The sequence below is a fragment of the Streptomyces sp. DSM 116793 genome, assembly GCF_057320905.1.
The window spans coordinates 3,559,293-3,579,206 of sequence record NZ_CM170494.1; the positions used below are offsets into that span (position 1 = coordinate 3,559,293).

Sequence of the window (19,914 nt, forward strand, 5' to 3'; positions counted from 1 at the left end):
AGGTTGACGACGCCGGTGACGGGGCGTTCGTCACACCTTCAGATACTTGCGCAGCGCGAAGAACGCCGCGAGAGCGGGCATGAGCAGGCCGATCGCCAGGACGAGCGGCAGCTTGGCGAGGACCGCGTCCCAGCCGATGAAGTTGATGAGGTTCAGCTTCTGGGAGAGCGCGAGGCCGTGGTCGATGATGAAGTACCGGCCGACGAGCAGCATCGCACAGGCGACGAACCCGCCGATGAGACCGGCGACCGCGGCCTCCATGATGAACGGCATCTGGATGTAGAAGCTGGACGCGCCGACCAGCCGCATGATGCCGGTCTCCCGCCGTCTGCTGAACGCGGACACCCGTACGGTGTTCACGATCAGCATCAGCGCCACCACCAGCATCAGCGCCATCACGGCGAGCGCCGCCCAGTTCATGCCGTTGAGCAGGCCGAACAGGTTCTCCAGGATGCCCTTCTGGTCCTGCACGGACTGCACCCCGTCACGGCCGTTGAAGGCGGTGGCGATGACCTGGTACTTCTGCGGGTCCTTGAGCTTGATGCGGTAGCTCTCCTGCATCTGGTCCGGGGTGAGCGACCGGGCCAGCGGGGAGTCGCCGAACTGCTGCTTGTAGTGCTTGTAGGCCTCGTCGCTCGACTCGTAGATGATCTTGTCGACGACCTGCATCTTGCTCAGGTCGGACTTGATCTGGTTCTTCTCCTCCGTGGTGACGGCACCCTTGGAGCAGTTGGGGTCCGATTCGGCGTCGCTCTTGTTGCAGAGGAAGATCGAGACGTTGACCTTGTCGTACCAGTAGCCCTTCATCGTGCTCACCTGGTCGCGCATCAGCAGCGACCCGCCGAAGAGGGCGAGGGAGAGGGCCACGGAGACGACGACCGCGAAGGTCATCGTGAGATTGCGGCGGAGACCGACGCCGATCTCCGACATGACGAACTGGGCGCGCATGGCGTCTTCTCAGGCCTTTCCGTGGATCAGTGCCGAGGCGGTCGCCGCGGCCACCCCGGGGGTGCCGGGGCCGGTCCCCCCTGGGATGCCGGGACGGGCTCGGGTCTGCTCGGGCATCGCGGGTCCTCAGTGCTGGTAGCCGTAGACGCCACGTGCCTGGTCGCGGACGAGGCGGCCCTTCTCCAGCTCGATGACGCGCTTGCGCATCTGGTCCACGATGTTCTGGTCGTGGGTCGCCATCACGACGGTGGTGCCGGTCCGGTTGATGCGGTCCAGCAGCTTCATGATGCCGACGGAGGTCTGCGGGTCGAGGTTGCCGGTGGGCTCGTCCGCGATGAGCAGCTTGGGGCGGTTGACGAAGGCGCGCGCGATCGCCACCCGCTGCTGCTCACCGCCGGACAGCTCGCCCGGCATCCGGTCCTCCTTGCCACCGAGCCCGACGAGGTCGAGCACCTGGGGCACGGACTTGCGGATCTCGCCGCGCGACTTGCCGATGACCTCCTGCGCGAACGCCACGTTCTCGCCGACGGTCTTGTTCGGCAGCAGCCGGAAGTCCTGGAACACGGTGCCGAGCTGGCGGCGCATCTGCGGCACCTTCCAGTTGGACAGCCGTGCGAGGTCCTTGCCCAGGACGTGCACCTGGCCGTGGCTGGTCCGCTCCTCGCGCAGGACCAGCCGCAGGAAGGTGGACTTTCCGGAGCCGGAGGACCCCACGAGGAACACGAACTCACCGCGCTCGACCTCCAGGGAGACATCCCTGAGAGCGGGGCGGTTCTGCTTGGGGTAGACCTTGGTGACGTTGTCGAATCGGATCACGGATGCACCACGGGTTCGCCGGAGGTAGGTGAGCGTGACCATACGCGAAGCGGGTGGCTGCTCGCAGTCGACGGCATGAGTTACGCATGGATTGCGGCATTTGTCATGGCCTGGAGTGCCCGGATTGCGTACTTCAGGTGCCATCGGGACTGATGGGACGGGTGGGGCTTGCCGCACAGGCGGCCCCCGTGCGGACCCCCGCGCGGACCCGGGCGCGGACACGGCCCGCGAGCCGGTGACAGCGGCCCGCGGCCGGCGGGACGCGGCGGGCCGGTCGCGGAGGCGCGGAGGTACGGGGGCACGGAGGCGCGGGGGCGCGGGGGCGCGGGGGCGCGGGGGCGCGGGAGAGGATCCGTTCGTGGGCCGGGCGTGGGCCGGGCGGGGTCGGGGGCACAATACGGGGGCAGAATACGGGGGGACCGCGCCGAAATCCCGGGAAGCTGGCACAGTGGAGGGGAACGGTTGCGTGACTCTGAGCGTTATCTGTAATGACGCTGTTGCGGCAGCCCCCGCCGCGCGGGAGGAGGAGAGCGCATGACCTACGACCGATTGGTGTGCGCGAACTGTGCTGCCCCGGTGAGCGAGGGCCGCTGCCCCGTATGCAGGGCCAGTCGCGAGCGCCTGCAGCACGAGAGCCTCTGGAGCAGCCTGAGCCCTACGGCCCTGATCGCCCTGCTGGCGGTGCTGATCGCCGTGGCGGCGCTGGTGGCCCGGTAGTCAGAGCACGGTGGCCACCGGCTCGGACCGGACGGCCGGGGTGTGAGGACCAGGGTCCGGTACGGTGCATGTCGCACCGGTACGGTGCGTGTCGCTGTGACCGCATGATGTGACGATGAGACGCATGGGGCGCGCATGGTGTGCGCCGCGGCGGGCGGACGGCAGGGAGGTCGTCCGGACGGACGACGGCGTCAGCACCCGGCCGTTCTCCGTACGCGGACATTTCCAGCAGACATGTCCGCTAGCAGACATTTCCATACGCACGCGGAAGGGCCCGGAGCGGTTGCTCCGGGCCCTTCCGCGTGCGTCCGTGCGGCGTTATTACGCCCGCCGGTGCGGTGTCACGCCGCGGTGCGGCCGCTCACGAAGCGCGGCAGCATGCGGAAGCCGATGCCGCCCGCGATCATGGTGGCGGCGCCGATGATCAGGAACGACGTCTCGGCGGCACCCGTCTCGGCCAGTTGGTCCTTGCCCTTGCCCTGCGCGGCGGGCTGCGAACCGGTGTCCGTCAGGCCGTCCTTGCCGTGACCCTGCTCGACCGGCTGCGAGCCGTTGGTGTCGGGGCCGGTGTTGTCGTTGCCGCCGGTGCCCTGGTCACCGCCGGTGCTGCCGCCGGTGCCATTGCCGCCGCTGTTGCCGCCGCTGTTGCCGTTGCCACCGCTGTTGCCGTGGTCGCCACCCGTGCCGTTGCCGCCACCGGTGCCGCTGTCGCCACCGGTGCCGCTGTCACCGCCGGTGCCGCTGTCGCCACCGGTCGTGTCGCCGGCGGTCGTGCCACCGCCCGTGGTGTCACCGGCCGTCGTGTCACCGCCCGTGGTGTCACCCGCGGTCGTGTCACCGCCCGTGGTGTCACCGGCCGTCGTGTCGCCGCCGGTCGTGTCGCCACCCGTGGTGTCGCCGCCGGTCGTGTCACCGCCCGTGGTCTCGCCGCCGATCGCGACGCCACCGCTGATGCCGTTGCCACCGGTGGTCTCGCCGCCGGTCGAGTCCTCACCACCCGTGACGTTGACGCCCGCATTCAGGCCGAGCACACCGACATTGACGTCCAGGGCCGAAGCGGCGCCGGCGGCGGTCAGCGAAGCGCCTACGGCGATCACCGCGCCAGCTGCCACCCGCGCCACGCGGACCCGCGTCTTCTTCGTCATCTGCCTGCTACCCCCAGTAGCTTCATCGTCAGTGGTGCAGCGCCCAGGGCTGGGTTCGCCGGGAGTAGCTCTTACGCCCCCGTCCACGCGCGCCCCAGGGATACGCATGCCGCCGTGCAGCCTTCCCAGTTTTCATGGTCCCGTCAAGGTCGTTGCGCGAACGATGTCCGGTTTGGCAGGAGTTGGCGGCTGCAAGGTCATGTGAATGTGACGTAAAAGGGAGCGGCACATTCAAAATGGGCACGGGGGTGGGGGTAAGGGGTGAGGGTAAGAGGTGGTGGTAAGTGACCGCGGCGGGGCGGCGGTTACCTTGTCGACAAAGGTGCTTTCGCTCTTTCTGCCGGCGCTTTTCCGGGACGGGTTCCGGGTTGCGGTGTTTCCGCGTTCCGGGGTTGCGGGTCCCGCGTTCCGGGGTCGCGGGGTCCGCGTCAGGGGGCTGCGGGTAACCGTTCCGTGGCTGCGGGGCTGCGTGTTCCGGCGCCCCGTGGCGCGCGCCGGGTGTCAGCGCTCCTGCTGCTTGCGCCAGCGAATTCCGGCTTCCAGGAAACCGTCGATCTCGCCGTCCAGAACCCCCTGCGGATTACCGACCTCGTACTCCGTCCGCAGGTCCTTGACCATTTGGTAGGGGTGCAGGACGTAGGAGCGCATCTGGTTGCCCCAGGAGTTGCCGCCGTCGCCCTTGAGGGCGTCCATCTTGGCCTGCTCCTCCTGACGGCGGCGCTCCAGCAGCTTCGCCTGGAGGACGTTCATCGCGGTCGCCTTGTTCTGGATCTGCGAGCGCTCGTTCTGGCAGGAGACGACGATGCCGGTCGGCAGGTGGGTGATGCGGACCGCGGAGTCCGTGGTGTTCACGCCCTGACCGCCGGGGCCCGAGGAACGGTAGACGTCGATGCGCAGCTCAGACTCGTCGATGTCGACGTGGTCGGACTGCTCGACGACGGGGAGCACCTCGACGCCCGCGAAGGAGGTCTGGCGGCGGCCCTGGTTGTCGAACGGCGAGATGCGGACGAGGCGGTGCGTGCCCTGCTCGACGGAGAGGGTGCCGTAGGCGTAGGGGGTCTGGACGGCGAAGGTGGTCGACTTGATGCCGGCCTCCTCCGCGTACGAGGTCTCGTAGACCTCGGTCTTGTAGCCGTGCCGCTCGGCCCAGCGGAGATACATGCGCTGGAGCTGCTCGGCGAAGTCGGCGGCGTCCACGCCGCCGGCCTCCGCACGGATGTTCACGACGGCCTCGCGGGCGTCGTACTCGCCGGAGAGGAGGGTGCGGACCTCCATCTCGTCGAGGGCCTTGCGGACGTCCGCAAGCTCCGTCTCGGCCTCGGCGCGGGTGTCCGGGTCGTCCTCCGTCTCGGCCAGCTCGAAGAGCACGGCCAGGTCGTCGATCCGGCCGCGGAGGGTTTCCGCCTTGCGGACCTCGGCCTGGAGGTGGCTCAGCTTGCTGGTGACCTTCTGCGCTTCGTCCGGGTCGTCCCAGAGGGACGGCGCGGCTGCCTGCTCCTCGAGCACGGCGATGTCAGCCCTCATCTTGTCGAGGTCCAGGACGGCCTCGATGGACTCCATCGTGGAGGAGAGGGACTTCAGCTCTTCGGATACGTCGACGACTGCCACGACTCCAGCCTAACGGCTGGGGCAACCGACGAAATCCCTGTGCGGGGGCGGACACGGGGGGTTACGGGGGGCGGGGTTCCGGCGGGGGTCGCTGTGGGCTGGCTCACACTGCTTCCTGAGAGGCGGTGTTCACTGCGTCGGGGACGCCTTGGTTCGCGGAGTGCGGGTCGGCTTGGCGTGTGGGGGTTTCGTTGTGATCTGTGCGCCTTGGGTTCGTTGTGGCTGGGTTTTGTGGCGTGTGCGGGTTTCGTTGGGGCTGGTGCGCCTTGGGTTCGCGGGGCGCGGGTCGGCTCGGGCGTGTGCGGGTTTCGTTGGGGCGGGTGCGCCTTGGGTTTCGTTGTGGGGCGGGGCCGCGGGGGGATATCCGTCCTCGGTCCGGCGCCTTCCGTAGGCGTTCGGGTTCTCTGGTCGTGGCGCCGGACACTGCGGGCGGACATCCCCCCACGTCCCCTCACGTCTCGTCGGCGACTGCGGCCCGGTGGGGCCACACCTTCCGGCTACCGCTGCGGGCAGTCGTTCCGCTGGGGCTGCGGGTGCCTCCCAGGCCTTTCAGGCACTGGGGGAGGGTGGGCAGAGCCCACGGGCGCGCGAACGTACCGGCACGCACCGCCAGGGGCGCACGGGGAAGGGGGGAGCCGGGTCCGGGTCAGGGGGTGGCTGAGGCGGGGGTTGGGGTTGGGGGGGTGTCGGGGTCGCCCGACGTGGCGAAGTACGTTGCCGCGGCCGCGGCGGCGAGGAGTGCCGCGCTCGCGCCGAGGAGGATCCTGCGCCGCCCGGAAGCGGTCCGGTGCCGCGCGGAGCCGGGACGGGGGGCGCCGGCGGGCCGCGGGACCCGGGCGGTCCCCCGGGCGCCGCCCGCGAGCTCATCCGCCGCCGGCACCCGCATACTCGTGTGCGTGTCCCGGTTGGAGTCGGGCTCAGCCCCTGGCACCAGCGACACGGCCCCCCGCCGTACGACCGGCTGCCGCGCCTGACCCGCCGGCGCGGCCTCCTGCGGCTCCTCGACCGGCTCGGCCTCCGGCTCGTCCACGTCCAGCGGCGGGATGCCGGCCAGCGACGGCAACTGCTCCCGCAGCCGCGCCGCCAGCTCCGAGGCGCGCAGCCGCGAGGCGGGCCCCTTGGCCAGGCACTGGACGATGAGCTGCCACAGCTCCTCGGGGATGCCGGGCAGCGGCACCACGGTCTCGGTGACATGCCGGCGCAGCACCGCCCCGGGGTGCCCCCCGCCGAACGGCGTGAAGCCCGCCAGCATCTCGTAGAGCACCGTCGCCAGCGCGTAGATGTCCACCGCAGCGCGCGGCGGCAGGCCCTCGACTATCTCGGGGGCGAGGTAGTCGGGCGTTCCGATGATCTTCGTGGCGCGCGGCCGGCGCGGCGAGTCGATCAGCTTGGCCACGCCGAAGTCGGTGAGCAGCGCGGGGTGCGCCCCGCCGGGGCCGAGCGGGCCCTGCATGTCCAGCAGGACGTTCTCGGGCTTGACGTCGCGGTGCACGATGCCCGCCGCGTGGGCGGCTGCCAGGCCGTCGGCGACGTCCGCGGCGATGGCGACCGCGGCCTCGGGGGCGAGCCGGCGCTCGCGGTCCAGCCGGGTGCGCAGGTCGGTGCCGCGGACGAGGTCCATCACGAGGGCGAGGTCGGTGCCGTCCACCACCAGGTCGCGCACCCCGACGACGTTGCGGTGTTCCAGGCCGAGGAGAGCGGTGCGCTCCTGGACGAAGCGGCCCACCAGCTCCTGGTCGCAGGCCAGGTCCTCACGCAGCAGTTTGATGGCGACGGGACCGTCCGGCCCCTCGCCCAGCCACACCGTGCCGGCGCTGCCCCGCCCCAGGATCTGGTGCGCGGTGTACCGGCTGCCGATCTTCCGTGCCAAGGCTGCTCCTACGGACGCGTGTTGGCGACAAAGCTACGCGTCCGGAGCGGCAACCTTCATATCCACGGCGGAAATCACCCCACGGGTGTCGACAAATCACCAGAGTGTGCATCCGGGGCGGTTCGCCCGCGGGTGCGGTGCGCCGCAGCCGGCTAGTTGCCGGCGTTGCCCAGCTTGTCGATCCAGCCCGTCACCGTGTGGAACCAGCTGCTCAGCTCGGAGAAGTAGCCCCTGGTGGTGCCGATCCAGTCCTGCAGGGGGCTGAGTTCCCAGATCAGCCAGCCGGCGACGAACAGGATGACGATCGTGAACAGGCAGCCCTTGAGGCAGCCGAGGCCCGGGATCCGCATCTTGTTCGGGTTGCGCCGGCGCGGCTCCCTGGCTTCGCGGGGCGGACGCGGCGCCGGCTGCTGCGGCGGGGCTCCGTAGCGTCCCGGCTGGGGTGCCGGGGCGTACTGCTGGGGTCCCGGCGGCGGCGCGTACCGCTGGGGCTGCTGCTGGGGCCGTGCGACCTGCCGCTGCGGGCGGCGGCGCAGTGGGTCCTCGTTCGGGTCCAGGTACCGGATCTGGGTCTGCTCGTTGCGGTCCCGGGCCGCGCGCAGCTGGTTCTGCCAGGGGTGCGGGTCCTCGGGCCCCGGCCCGTTCGCCCCGGGCGGGCCCGGCGGGACGGGGGGCATGACCGAGGTGGGGCCCGGCGCGCCGGTGTTGGGCAGGACGGAGGTGGGGTCCGCGTCGCCGGTGGCTCCCTGGGCGGTGTGGGGCAGCACGCTGGTCGCGGCGTTCGGGTCGGGTCCCGCGCCGTACGGGAGCACCTGGGTGGGGTCGGCGGCGCCCGGCACCTCCGGCACGGCGGTGGGGTCCGGGTCGGGCCCGAGCAGCGCCGCGACGCCCTCGGCCGCGGCGATCTGGGCGGCCGTGGCGTGCACGCCGATGCCGTCGGCGACGGTGCGCAGGGCGTGCGCCAGGTTCTCGGCGCTGGGACGCCGGTCCGGGTCCTTGCTCAGACAGCGCTCGATGATCGTCCAGAGCGGGTCCGGGATGGTGGAGGGACGGCGCGGCTCCGCGCTCAGGTGCTGGTGCAGCACCTCCAGGGCGGTCTCGCCCGAGAACGGCGGACGGCCCGTGAGCAGCTCGTACATCAGGATGCCGGCGCCGTAGACGTCCACGGCGGACGTCTGGGGGCGGCCCTCGGCCGACTCCGGGGCGACGTAGGCGGGGGTGCCGACGAACTCCTGGGTGCGGGTCAGGCCGGGCGAGTCGGCGAGCCGGGCGATACCGAAGTCCGTGAGCATGGGGTGCATGGCACCGCCCTCCTGCTTGAGGAGGACGTTCGCGGGCTTCAGGTCGCGGTGCACGACGCCGTCGGCGTGGCTGGCCGCCAGCGCGTCGGCGATCTGGGCGGTCAGCAGGGCCGCGGCCACCGGCGAGAAGGGGCCGTGCTCGCGGAGGTAGCGGTGCAGATCGGGGCCGTCGATCAGGTCCATCACCAGGGCGAGCAGGTCGCCCTCCACGACCAGGTCGCGGGTGCGCACGATGTTCGGGTGCGTGAGGCGGAGCAGCACCGAGCGCTCTCTCAGGAAGCGCATCACGATGTCCGCGTCGCTGGCCAGCTCCTCCTTGAGCACCTTGATCGCGACGACCTCGCCGGGCGCGCCCTGCACGGCCGCCTCGGCCCCCGCGGTCTCCCTCTGGCGGCCCCGCCAGACGGTTCCCGTGGCGCCGCGTCCGAGCGGCTCCTCCAGGAGGTACTTGCTGCCTACCGGCCGCACGTCATGCGCTCCCTGCTTGCTCGGAGATGGATGGTCGGTCCCTGCTCGACGGCCCGGGATGTACCGGGACGAGCCGGGTGGTCCGGCGGTCTGTTCGGGTGCCGGGCCCGGTGCGGTCCGGCGCTGTCGGGCGCGGCCCCGGTGCGGGGCCGGCTGGTCGGTCGTCCGGAGCCCGGTCCCGGGCCCCGTCGGTCCGGACCGGTTCCGGGCCGGCGCCCGGCGGAGGGTCCGGCCCACCACTGTAGTGCCGCTCCGGTGCGTACCGGCCGGTCCGGTTCCTGTGTCCGGGCGGGGACCATGGTCGGTTTTCGGTAAGTGACGGGGCGGTTTTCGGTCGGTCCGGGTGAACTTCCGGAGGTTGTACGGAGGCGGTGTGGGCCCGTCCCGGGCGTCAGGAACGTGTTCGACGGAAAGACGCGCGCGGGGGGCCGATGGTTGCCGCCGGGGGTGACGTGCGCGATCCCGTGATTCGCGCCACCCGTCGTCCGCCGGGCACTTTTCAGGGCAGAGTCGGCCATTCAAGATCGTCTCCGGTCGGCCGTCGGGCGTGTTGTCGGTGGCAGGTGCGAGGATGCCCTCTGTACTGGCCACGTGCCCGTGTGTGGTGGGGGGAAAGTCACAAGCGCCGTTCCCCGCCGGGCGCCCGCGCAGAAGGGACCGCTGACGCGATGCAGATCCGGCTGACCGTCCTCGGACCGCTCCGCGAACCAGCCGCGGGCCGCCCGGCGGCGAGCGACGTACTGGTCACCGCGCCGGCCGGGACCGCCCTCGGAGCGGTGGCCTCCGGCCTGGCCGCCGCCGTCGGCTGCGACCGCAGCGAGGGCCCCGTCGTGCTGTTCGCGGGCGAGGAGCGTCTCGACCCGCGGCGCTGCACCCTGGGCGAGCCCCCGCTGCTGGACGGTGCGGTGCTGTCCGTCGGCGCGCCCACGGACAGCGTGGGGCCCGGCCCCGGCACCGCCGAGGCCGTCGCCCAGCTCCGCGTGATCGCCGGCCCCGACGCCGGAGGCGTCCACCTCCTGCACGGCGGCCAGATCCGCGTCGGCCGCTCCGCGGAGGCCGACGTCCCGTTGGACGACCCGGACGTCTCCCGGCTGCACTGCGCGGTGACGGTCACCCCCGGCGGCGAGGTCACCCTCACGGACCTGGGCTCCACGAACGGCACGACGATCGACGGCGTCGCCGTCTCCACCCACCCCGTCCGCGTCCCGCCCGGCTCCCTGCTCCGCCTCGGCGAGTCCGCCCTCCGCCTCACACCCGCCCCGCCCGAGCCCCCGGCCGCGCTGCCGACGGCGCCGGACGGCGAAGGGCATGTGCGGGTACGCGTCGGCGCGGGGGCCGGTGGACCCGGCGGCCGGCCTGGGGACGGCGGGCCGGGGGTCGGGAGCTCGGGCGGCGGGTCCGTTACCGGTGGATTCGGGGGCGTCCAGTTCGGTGCGGGCGGGTCCCGGGCCGGCGGGGTCGGTTCGGACGGGTCCGGGGCCGGCGGGGATGCGGCGTCCGGGTACGGCGGGCCGGAGGCGGGGGCGGCGGGCGGCCGTTCCGGTGCGGGCGCGTACGGCGTCCCCGGGGGCGGCGGGCACGCGGGCGGCGGCCCTCAGGGCGCGGGCAGCGCCCCCGGGACGGGCGCGGGGTACGCGAGCGGCGGACCCGGCCGGGGCGCGGAGGACATGAGCGGTGGCCCCCACGGAGGTGCGGGGGATGTCAGCGGCGGCCCCCGCGGGCGCGTGGGACGTGCGCACGGCGCGCCCGGCGGCGGTACGCACCATGGATACGGCTCGGCGGGCTGGGGCGCGGCGGGCGGCCCCGCGGACGCCGGCGGCGCGGGCCCGGCCGCGGCGCACGGCCATGAACGCGCGCGCCACGACCGCCGACGGGCACAGGGCGCGGGTACGGACGGCCCGGCGCGGTCCGCGTCGGATCCCCGGGCCCAGGGGTGGCCCGCCTCGGGCACGGCCCCGGAGGGCGCCGCGCGGGCCCCTGGGAGCGCCGGGCGGGACGCCGGAAGGACGCACGGCGGAAGGACGGTCCGGGGCGGGGGCCACCGGGACGACGGCTGGGGCCCCGACGCCTTCGCGGACACCCGCGAGCGGAACGCACCGCGCGGGGTGCGGTGGGCGCCGGAGGTCCTCGGCGAGGCGGAGGCGTACGGAGCAGCGGAGGCATACGGCGAGGCGGAGGCATACGGAGGGGCGGACCCCGCGTTCGGGGCGCCCGGGCACGGGCCCCTGCACGCCGGCCAGGTGTCCGGCACATCCGGCACATCCGGCCGAGGGCCCGTGTCCCCCGGCACACCCGGTCACGGGCCGGGGGGCGCGCAGGTTCATGCCGAGCGGCAGGGCGGGCCGGACCCGTCAGGGGCGGGCCAGGGCGGGGCGGGGGCCCGCAGGCGCGGCGGCTTCTCCGCATGGGCCCGGCGGCTGGCGGGCGGCAGGGCGGGCGAGACGCCCGGGGAGCCGGGCGCCCCGGGTCCGGAATCCGGCGGGTCCGGCCTGCGGCACGGGTACGGCACCTACGGCGGGCTGTCCACCGGGGCGCAGCAGGGCCCGGCGGGCCGGGCGGCCCAGGGCGCCGAGGCCCCCGTCGGCCCGGCCGCCGACGAGACGTGGCCCGACCCGGCGGCGCTGCTGCTCACCGCCCTCGGCCCCGGCGCGCGGCTCTGGGAGCGCGGGCCCCGGCACCCGGAGGCGCTCACGGTCCGTCTCGGCACCGCCGACCGCCCCGCGCAGGGCGGCGTACTGCCCGCCGTGCCCCTCACCACCGGGCTGCGCGAGGTCGGCGCACTGGGCCTCGCCGGGCCGCGCCGGCGGCTGTCGGGGCTGGTCAGGTCCGTGCTCGCCCAGCTTGCCGCGCTGCACTCCCCCGACACCCTGGAGATCGTCCTCATCAGCACGGACCGCAGGCGCGCGACCGGCGAGCGGACCGCCGAGTGGGCGTGGCTCGGATGGCTCCCCCACCTGCGCCCCCAGCGCGGCCAGGACTGCCGGCTGCTGGTCGCCTACGACCGCGACCAGGCCACCGCGCGCGCGGGCGAACTGCTCCGCAGGCTGGCGGAGTACGAGGAGTGCGCGGACGGCCGTCCGGCGCCGGACGCGTACGGCACCGGCCACTCTGCCGGCGGCCCGGCCGCGCGGACCGGTGCGACCGGGGCCACGCAGACAGGTACGACCGGGGCCACGCAGGCCGGGGCGGCGTCCGCGGCCGCCATGGGCGCGGCTCCCGGTGGCCCCGGCGGGCACAGCGGACACAGCGGACACAGCGGCCATGGTGTGCCGGCTCCCGGCTCCGCCCACGGCGGCGGTGCGCCGCTCCCCCGCGGCGGTCGCGAGCAGCACGAGGGGTACGCCTCCGGTCCTTCCGCCGACGCCTACGGCCCCCACGGCACCCACGACCCCCACGGCGGCCATGCCCAGGGCGGCCGGGCGGAGGAGGGCCGTGCCGGTTACGCGGGCGGTACCCATGGGCACGGTGTCCGGAGCGGTTCGGGTGACCGGGGCTCAGTCGGGCTGCCCGGCGGGCCCCGTGCCGCGGGCCACGGGGGCGTCCACCCGGCCGCGGCCCAGCCCGGGCCGGGCTTCGCGGTCCACCCGGGCCCTGCCGGCGCAGCCCACGCCGGCCCGGCCGACCTCGCGGGTCACCCCGGCCAGGCGGGTCACCCCGGCCCTACGGGCCACGCAGGCCAGGCGGCCTTCCCCGGCACGGGCGCCGCGGCCCACCCCCACACCTCCCCCGACGCCGGGGCGCCCGCGCAGGAGTACACGGGCGGCACGTACACCGTCCTCGTCGTGGACGGCGACCCCGGCACCCCGGAGGTGCGGGAGGCCGTGACCCGGCTGGCCGAGGCCGGGCCCGGTGCCGGGATCCACGTGCTCTGCCTGGCCGAGACGGGGGCCGTGTCCACCGCCGTCCCGGTTGCCGCGACGTACGAGGCGGCCTGCGAGGTGACCCCGGTGTTCCGGTCCTGCGGGGCGGTGGCGCTGCTCGGCGGCGACGTGGCCACGGAGCTGCGGCTGCTGCGCGCGGTGCGGGGCAGGCTCGCGGGGCGCGGGGCGGTCGCCGCGGTGGACGCGGTGTCGGGGCCGTGGGCCGAGCGGTTCGCGAGGGCGCTCGCGCCGCTGCGTCCGGAGGGCGGCCCCGGCGGTGCGCAGGGGCCCGCGTCGGCGCCCCTGCCGCAGGTGGCACGGCTCCTCGACGAGCTGGGACTTGCCCGTGCCACCCCCGCGTCGCTGCTGGCTAGATGGGCCGCGGCGGCCGAGGACCGCCGGGCGGCCGGCGGCCGGGCCACGGCCGTGCTGGGCGCGGGACCGCGCGGTCCGGTGGCCGCCGACCTGGTGGCGGAGGGGCCCCACCTGCTGGTGGAGGGCCCGGCGGGCAGCGGCAGGACGGAGTTGCTGCGCGCCGTCGCCGCCTCGCTCGCCGCCGCTGAGCGGCCCGAGCGGCTGGGTCTCGTCCTGATCGACGGCCGCGACGGCCTGTGTGCCGCCGGCGGCGCCGGCGCGGGACCGGGCGCACTGCGCGGCGCGCACCCCGGCGCCGGTGAGGGCCTGCGGATATGCCTTGATCTCCCCCATGCCGTGTCGCATCTCGCCGCCCACGACCCCGTGCGGATGCGGGAGTTCGCCCAGTCGCTGACGGCGGAGCTGAAGCGCCGTGCGGAGTTGCTGGGGCCGCTCGACTTCGCGGAGTGGCACTCCCGGAGCCGGGCCCCGGGCCGGCCGGCCGCCCGCGCGCCGCGGGAGCCCGCCGCGGCGGGCCGGGTCTCCGAGGAAGAGAAAGACGTCTCGTCTGCGCGCGCCGTCCAGGAAGGCGTCTCGTCTGCGCGCGACGCCGCCCAGGAGCCCCAGGAAGGCAGGTTCTCGGCGCGGGCGGCGCGGGCGGGGCAGGCGGCGCAGGAGGGCGCCTCCTCGGCCCGGCTGCCCCAGCACGGCGTGGCGGCGGCGCGGGTCGGCCGAGGGGCCGCCGCGGCGGCCGGCGGCGAGCAGGGGGCCGGGGCGGAGGCGGGTGCCGCGGACCTGGAGGCGTCGAGCGCGACGCTGCGCCTGCGCGCCGGCGCGTGGCGCCCGGGCCCGGGCGGCGGGCCCGGCGCGGAGCAGGGTGCCGGGGACCGGGCGCAGGCCCCGGGCCCCGCCCAACGGACGGCGGCAGCGGACCCCACCCAGCGGACGGGGGCAGCGGACCCCACCCAGCGGACGGCGGCGTACGACCCCGCCCGGCGTCCCGGCGCGCCGGGCCCCGCCGAGCGGACACCTGCACCGGATTCCACCGGACCGGAGCGGCTCCCGCTGCCGCTGCCGGGCGCCGGCCTGCCCAGGATGGTCGTCCTGGTGGACGACCTGGACGCCCTGCTGGCCCCGCCGCTCGGCTCGCCGGGCCGGCCCGCCGCGGGCTCGGTCGTCCGGGCGCTGGAGGCCGTGGTCCGCGACGGGGCGCGGCTCGGGGTGCACCTGGTCGCCGCCGGGCTGCCCGGCGGCCGGATGGCCGAGTCCGAGCCGGGCCGGGCCGCCGCGCTCAGGGTGACGCTGGAGGCCCCGTCAGGCGGCGTGGACGACCCGGCGCCGGGCCGCGGTGTGCTGCGCGGCCCCGGGGGCCGCAGCACCGCCTTCCAGGGCGGCCGGGTGACCGGCCGCATCCCGCGCACGGGGACGCTGCGGCCGACCGTGGTGCCCCTGGAGTGGGAGCGGATGGGTGATCCGCCGGCCCGGCGCAGCGTCCGGGAGCTGGGCAACGGCCCCACGGACCTGGCGTTGCTCGCCAGCGCCCTGGAACGCGCGGCCCGCGCAAGCGCCTGACGGCGCGTCACCGCGTTCCGGCTGCCGTCCGTTTCCGGCGCCCCGCCGAGGGGCACCCCACGGGTCCGGGGCGCCCGGCGCCCCTCGGGGGCGCGGCCTCACCGACGGCACGTCAGAGACTGGTCAGGGCGCCCCTTCTGGCCAGACTTCGGCCCCACGAACGTGAGTCCGCACAACGGGGACTGCCTCCGTGCATCCCGTGTCAGCCGCTCGATGACGTACCGAAGCTGTACTCGTAGCCGATGACGAGCCGGTACGGCAGACACCATTCTCCGTACTCGATCACGCCTTCGTCGTCCCACAGCCGGTGCGCCCCTGCGAGGATCGGGCTTCCGGTGCGCAGTGCGAGCAGGTTCGCCTCCCGCTCGTCGGCGTCCCGGCCGTGAATGTCGTCCCGTCCTGCTCGCACACGTCGGCCGGTGGCTTCCTCGATTCTGGCCAGCAGCCTCCCGTGATCGGCTGTGGCTGTCCGGGACTCCGACAGCAGCTCCGGTACTGCGGCCGCGAAGTGCGCCGGATACCAGGTGACCTGGAGCATGGTGCGCCGCGTCCCCTTGCCGGTGACCCACTCGCGTCGGACTACGCGGTCGCTGGGGTCGATGTCGAAGATCTCGGCCACGTAGAGCGGCGGCACCACCAGCATGGCGCTTGTGACGCGGAGTGTCTCGCCTTCGCTGAGGACGCTGCCGTTGCGGAGCACACGGGCGATGCGGTCGTAGGACGAGGACGCGACCGACGGGGCGTCGGCGACAAAGGTTCCGCGGCGGCTGGTGGTGATGTAGCCCTCGACCTGGAGCTGATCCAGCGCGCGGCCGAGTGTTGCCACGGCGACGCCTTCTTGGTGGGCAAGGTCGCGCTGGCCGGGCAGCTTTGCGCCCTCGGGCAGGTCGCCATCGAGGATGCGGCGCCGGATGCGCTCGGCTACCTGCATGTACGGCGGCGGATTGTCGGGCATGCGACCTCTCCTTATGTCCTAGGTCACGTTGGACTGTACTAGGACACTGCGAATCAGTGAATGACACCTGATCAGGCAAGGGCTGGCGAACGTGTCCTAGGACACGCTAGCGTCTGTCCTAGGACACACACTCTCGGTGTGGCCTTCGTTACGCATGTCGCGCAAGCCCCAGCGGCCAGCCTCGCGGCCCTGGGTGCGGCCGATGGATGGAGTCGACATGACGGAACGCCCCTCAGCGGGGAAGGGAGCCGGTCCCGAGCCGCTGGATCTTGCTCAGATGCGCGCCACCGCGGCCGAACTGCTCGACGAGGACTCGCCGCTACCGCGGTTCGATGACCTCGGCGAGAAGACGGCCCGGCTGCGGGGCCATCTCCAGCTGCTGATCCCTCTCGTGGCGGACGCCGTCCGGATGCTGCCGGAGTACGACGGTGGGCGGATCCGCGTGCAGTTGTGCGTCGAGAGCGCCCGCGTGCGCCTGGCCTCGTCCCCGGGCGCGGGGCTGGTGTCCGCGACCCGGCACGCCCGGAGCCTCGCCCGCGAGCTGGCGTGGCTGTGCGACCACTACGAGACGCTGACCGCCGCCGCCCCGGCCGGGGAGCCGGCATGAGCGGCACGGTGCCGGGCGGCGGGGGGCAGCCGGCCACGCCGACGCCTTCGGGCACGCGCGGTTCCTGGAGGACACGCACCGGATCGTCCGGGCCGGCCTCGTGTGGTCCGAGCAAGAGAAAGAGGCCGGGCGGTGAGCCTTCTGTTCTGCGTCCGCTGCGATCAGCCCATCCGTCCGGAGGAGGCCTACGGAGCCACGTCCACCACGGTGCCACCGTCGTGGGCCCCACGAACGACAGCCATGCGCCATGCCCGGAGCCGAGGCGGGCGACCTCTTGCCGGAGAGGCGCCCGAAGCCGGAGCCCGGGGCCCCTGACCGGGATCGGGGCGCAGCCCGCGTGGCAAGGGGCACGAGGAACTGAGCGACCAACCACGCCGAAGGCCGCCGCCGCCCTCCCGCCACGCCCCGAAGGGGCGGTCCCTGCCGTCTCCGGACCACCGGCCCGTGGCTGGTTACGCGCGCAGTTCCCCGCGCCCCTGCCGGGGCGCACCCTCACAGCCCCGCCGCCCGTCGGGGCGCACCCCCACAGCGGAGTCAGCGCACGCCGGGCGCCCCCGGGGCCCAGGGGACCCGGCGCATCAGCGCACCGCCCCAGGGCCCAGGGACCCGGCGCGTCGGCGCACCGCCGGAAGCCGGTGTGCCCCTGCGCGTCAGCGCACCCCCCGGGGCCCGGGGACATGGCCGAAACCCCCGGTGAAACCCCTCTCACACGAGATCACGACCCCGTCACGATCAGCTAGTTGGAAGCGCCGACTCCCTTGCCGCTGTCTGCGGCGCGGCAGTAGACCAGTGCGCACAGCACAACGTTCGCATCAACGTGCGAGCGACGCTCAATTGAAGAACGGGGACGTGATGCGCAGGACTCTTCGTCAGTCGGGCAACGCGGGGGAGCGGGTGGCCGGGGCCACCGGGAGCGGAGCCGGCGGAAACGGAGCCGGCAGATGCGCCCGGGGGGCGGCCGCCGCGGTCGCGGGGGCACTCGTGCTCACCCTCGGTGCGTGCGGCGGCAGTGACGGCGGCAGTGACTCCGGCAAGAGCGACGGCGGCGCCGCGAAGACCGCGACGACCGTCAAGCTGCCCAAGCTGAACGGCACGAACCTCGAGGTGGCGGCCGTGTGGACGGGTGTCGAGGCGAAGAACTTCAAGAAGGTGCTCGCGGAGTTCGAGAACCGCACGGGCGCCAAGGTGACGTACGTGCCGGCGCAGGACCCCATCATCAACTTCCTCGGGTCGAAGATCGCGGGTGGCTCGCCGCCGGACGTGGCGATGCTGCCGCAGGTCGGCGCCATCAAGCAGGCCGTGGGCAAGAAGTGGGCGAAGCCCGCGGGGCCCGACGCGGTGGAGCAGCTGAGGAAGAACTACTCCCAGGGCTGGCAGGACATCGGCAAGGTCGGCGGCACGCAGTACGGGGTGTATTTCAAGGCCGCCAACAAGTCCCTGGTCTGGTACAACACCAAGGTCTTCGAGAACGCGGGGGCCAAGGAACCGAAGACCTGGAAGGACCTGCTGACCACCGCACAGACGATCTACGACTCGGGCGTCACGCCGATGTCGATCGGCGGCGCGGACGGCTGGGTGCTCACCGACTGGTTCGAGAACATCTACCTCTCGCAGGCCGGCCCGGAGAAGTACGACCAGCTCTCCCAGCACAAGATCAAGTGGACGGACCCGTCCGTGAAGCAGGCCCTGACCACGCTCGCACAACTGTGGGGCAAGCAGGACTACATCGCGGGCGGCGCGGACGGCGCGCTGCAGACGGAGTTCCCGAAGTCGGTCACCCAGACCTTCCAGGGCGGCGACCAGCCGAAGGCCGGCATGGTCTTCGAGGCGGACTTCGCCGGGGCCAACGTCCAGGAGGCCAAGGCGAAGATCGGCACCGACGCGAAGATCTTCCCGTTCCCCGCGGTGGGCGCGCAGGCGCCGGTGGTCAGCGGCGGTGACGCGGCCGTGGTGCTGAAGGACTCCAAGGCCGCCCAGGCGCTGCTGACGTTCCTCGCCTCGCCGGACGCGGCGACGATCTGGGCCCAGGCGGGCGGCTTCCTCTCGCCGGACAAGAACGTGGACCTGGCGGCGTACCCGAACGCGGAGCAGCGTTCGATGGCGAAGGCGCTGATCGACGCGGGCGACGACTTCCGGTACGACATGTCGGACCAGGCGCCGCAGTCGTTCGGCGGCACCCCCGGCAAGGGCGAGTGGAAGGACCTCCAGGACTTCCTGAAGAACCCGAAGGACGTCGCGGGCGCGCAGGCGAAGCTGGAGGCCGACGCGGCCAAGGCGTACGGGGACTGACGCGCCATGACGACGGCTGCCGTGGGGGGCGCCGCGAAGGGTACGGCGCCTCCCGCGAACAAGAAGAGACGCAGGAGCGTGACGGGCACCCGCGCGACGGTGGCGGTGCTCTTCCTGCTGCCCGCGCTGGTGCTGCTGGGCGCGCTCGTGGTCTACCCGATCGGGTACTCGCTGGTCCGCAGCTTCCTGGGGCAGTCGGGCAGCGACTTCGTGTGGTTCGACAACTACAAGGAGCTGTTCACCGACGACGGCATCCTCACCGCGATCAAGAACACCGCGATCTGGGTGGCGGTGGCGCCCGCGGTGGCGACGGCGCTCGGCCTGATCTTCGCGGTGCTCACCGAACGGGTCCGCTGGGGAACGGCGTTCAAGCTGATCGTCTTCATGCCGATGGCGATCTCGATGCTGGCCGCGGGGATCATCTTCCGGCTGGTGTACGAGCAGGACCCCGGGCTCGGGGCCGCCAACGCGGTGTGGGTCGGGGTGCACGACACGTTCGCCAAGTCGTCGGCGTTCCCGATGGCCCATCCGGGGCAGCAGTCGCCGCTGCGGCCCGCGGGCGGCGGCGCGTTCATCACCAGGGCCCCGGTGCACACCGGGCAGAAGGTGGCGCTGCCGCTGGTGGGCGTGGCCCCGGAGAACATGCCGGACGGCGCCGCGCACGCCGGCGCCGCCACGGCCGAGCCGGGCAAGATCACCGGCACGACCTGGCAGGACTTCACCCGCGGCAAGGGTGTGGGCACCCGTAACGGGGTGGACGCCTCCGAGCTGGGCTACCCCGGGATGACCATCGAGGCCGTCAAGGGCGGCAAGGTGGTGGAGTCGGTCAAGGCCGCGGACGACGGGACGTTCACGCTGTCGGCCAAGGCGGACGGCGCACGGCTGAGGCTGCCCGCCGCGAACTTCCGCGAGCCGTACAACGGTCTGGAGTGGCTCGGCCCGACGCTGGCGACGCCCGCGATCATCGGCTCCTACGTGTGGATGTGGGCCGGTTTCGCGATGGTGCTGATCGCGGCGGGCCTCGCCGGGATGCCGAGGGAGCTGCTGGAGGCCGCCCGGGTGGACGGCGCGAGCGAGTGGCAGGTCTTCCGGCGGGTGACGGTGCCGCTGCTCGCGCCGGTGCTCGCGGTGGTGCTCGTCACCCTGATGATCAACGTCCTGAAGATCTTCGACCTGGTCTTCATCATCGCCCCCGGCTCGTCGCAGGACGACGCGAACGTGCTCGCCCTGCAGCTCTACCGCTCGGCCTTCGCCGACGACCGGCCGGGCATCGCCAGCGCCATCGCGATCCTCCTGCTGCTGCTGGTGGTGCCGGTGATGCTGTTCAACATCCGCAGGCTCAGGCAGGAGGTGCGGCGGTGAGTACGTCGAGTGAGGCCGCGCGGGGCGCGGTCGCTCCGGGTG

At 73.7% G+C, this 19,914-nt stretch carries 12 protein-coding genes; 5 read left to right on the plus strand and 7 right to left on the minus strand.

What is annotated here, in order from left to right:
• Positions 1 to 30: 30 nt before the first annotated feature.
• Together ftsX and ftsE are read right to left on the minus strand one after the other, a co-directional pair.
• Positions 31 to 948: a permease-like cell division protein FtsX gene (gene ftsX, locus ACSMXW_RS13860; RefSeq protein WP_485806543.1), complete on the minus strand. Its 918-nt coding sequence runs from the start codon at positions 946 to 948 to the stop codon at positions 31 to 33.
• A gap of 126 nt (positions 949 to 1,074) precedes the next feature.
• On the minus strand, positions 1,075 to 1,764 hold the full coding sequence (gene ftsE / locus ACSMXW_RS13865) for a cell division ATP-binding protein FtsE (protein WP_485806544.1): 690 nt from the start codon (positions 1,762 to 1,764) through the stop codon (positions 1,075 to 1,077).
• Positions 1,765 to 2,298: 534 nt separating this feature from the next.
• On the opposite strand from ftsE, the gene ACSMXW_RS13870 reads away from it, so the two are divergent.
• Entirely contained in the window at positions 2,299 to 2,481 is a 183-nt protein-coding gene (locus tag ACSMXW_RS13870; RefSeq protein WP_485806546.1) for a hypothetical protein, read from the plus strand.
• A gap of 341 nt (positions 2,482 to 2,822) precedes the next feature.
• Here the strand turns inward: ACSMXW_RS13870 and ACSMXW_RS13875 are convergent, their stop codons facing one another.
• From ACSMXW_RS13875 to ACSMXW_RS13890, 4 genes are all read right to left on the minus strand, one after another.
• Positions 2,823 to 3,626: a hypothetical protein gene (locus ACSMXW_RS13875; RefSeq protein WP_485806548.1), complete on the minus strand. Its 804-nt coding sequence runs from the start codon at positions 3,624 to 3,626 to the stop codon at positions 2,823 to 2,825.
• Positions 3,627 to 4,127: 501 nt separating this feature from the next.
• Positions 4,128 to 5,234: a peptide chain release factor 2 gene (prfB, locus tag ACSMXW_RS13880; RefSeq protein ID WP_485806549.1), complete on the minus strand. Its 1,107-nt coding sequence runs from the start codon at positions 5,232 to 5,234 to the stop codon at positions 4,128 to 4,130.
• A 646-nt stretch (positions 5,235 to 5,880) separates the two neighbouring features.
• The gene (locus ACSMXW_RS13885; RefSeq protein WP_485806551.1) at positions 5,881 to 7,104 is read right to left on the minus strand and encodes a serine/threonine-protein kinase; all 1,224 of its coding nucleotides are present in this window, start codon (positions 7,102 to 7,104) and stop codon (positions 5,881 to 5,883) included.
• A gap of 152 nt (positions 7,105 to 7,256) precedes the next feature.
• Complete coding sequence (locus ACSMXW_RS13890) at positions 7,257 to 8,873, minus strand: serine/threonine-protein kinase (RefSeq protein ID WP_485806553.1); 1,617 nt, start codon at positions 8,871 to 8,873, stop codon at positions 7,257 to 7,259.
• A gap of 668 nt (positions 8,874 to 9,541) precedes the next feature.
• Between ACSMXW_RS13890 and ACSMXW_RS13895 the strand changes: the two genes are divergently transcribed.
• Positions 9,542 to 14,659 (plus strand): FHA domain-containing protein, encoded by a 5,118-nt coding sequence (locus tag ACSMXW_RS13895; RefSeq protein WP_485806555.1) that lies wholly within the window; start codon positions 9,542 to 9,544, stop codon positions 14,657 to 14,659.
• A 202-nt stretch (positions 14,660 to 14,861) separates the two neighbouring features.
• Here ACSMXW_RS13895 and ACSMXW_RS13900 read toward each other — a convergent pair whose 3' ends face one another.
• Positions 14,862 to 15,614, minus strand: a complete 753-nt coding sequence (locus ACSMXW_RS13900; RefSeq protein WP_485806557.1) for a GntR family transcriptional regulator — start codon at positions 15,612 to 15,614, stop codon at positions 14,862 to 14,864.
• Between the two features lie 217 nt (positions 15,615 to 15,831).
• Between ACSMXW_RS13900 and ACSMXW_RS13905 the strand changes: the two genes are divergently transcribed.
• The 3 genes from ACSMXW_RS13905 (at position 15,832) to ACSMXW_RS13915 (ending at position 19,872) form a co-directional block, all read left to right on the plus strand.
• Positions 15,832 to 16,221 carry a DUF6415 family natural product biosynthesis protein gene (locus tag ACSMXW_RS13905; RefSeq protein WP_485806558.1) on the plus strand — a complete coding sequence of 130 codons (390 nt, stop codon included), beginning with the start codon at positions 15,832 to 15,834 and terminating at the stop codon, positions 16,219 to 16,221.
• A gap of 852 nt (positions 16,222 to 17,073) precedes the next feature.
• Positions 17,074 to 18,510: an ABC transporter substrate-binding protein gene (locus ACSMXW_RS13910; protein WP_485806559.1), complete on the plus strand. Its 1,437-nt coding sequence runs from the start codon at positions 17,074 to 17,076 to the stop codon at positions 18,508 to 18,510.
• Between the two features lie 78 nt (positions 18,511 to 18,588).
• Positions 18,589 to 19,872 (plus strand): carbohydrate ABC transporter permease, encoded by a 1,284-nt coding sequence (locus ACSMXW_RS13915; RefSeq protein WP_485806560.1) that lies wholly within the window; start codon positions 18,589 to 18,591, stop codon positions 19,870 to 19,872.
• Positions 19,873 to 19,914 lie beyond the last annotated feature (42 nt).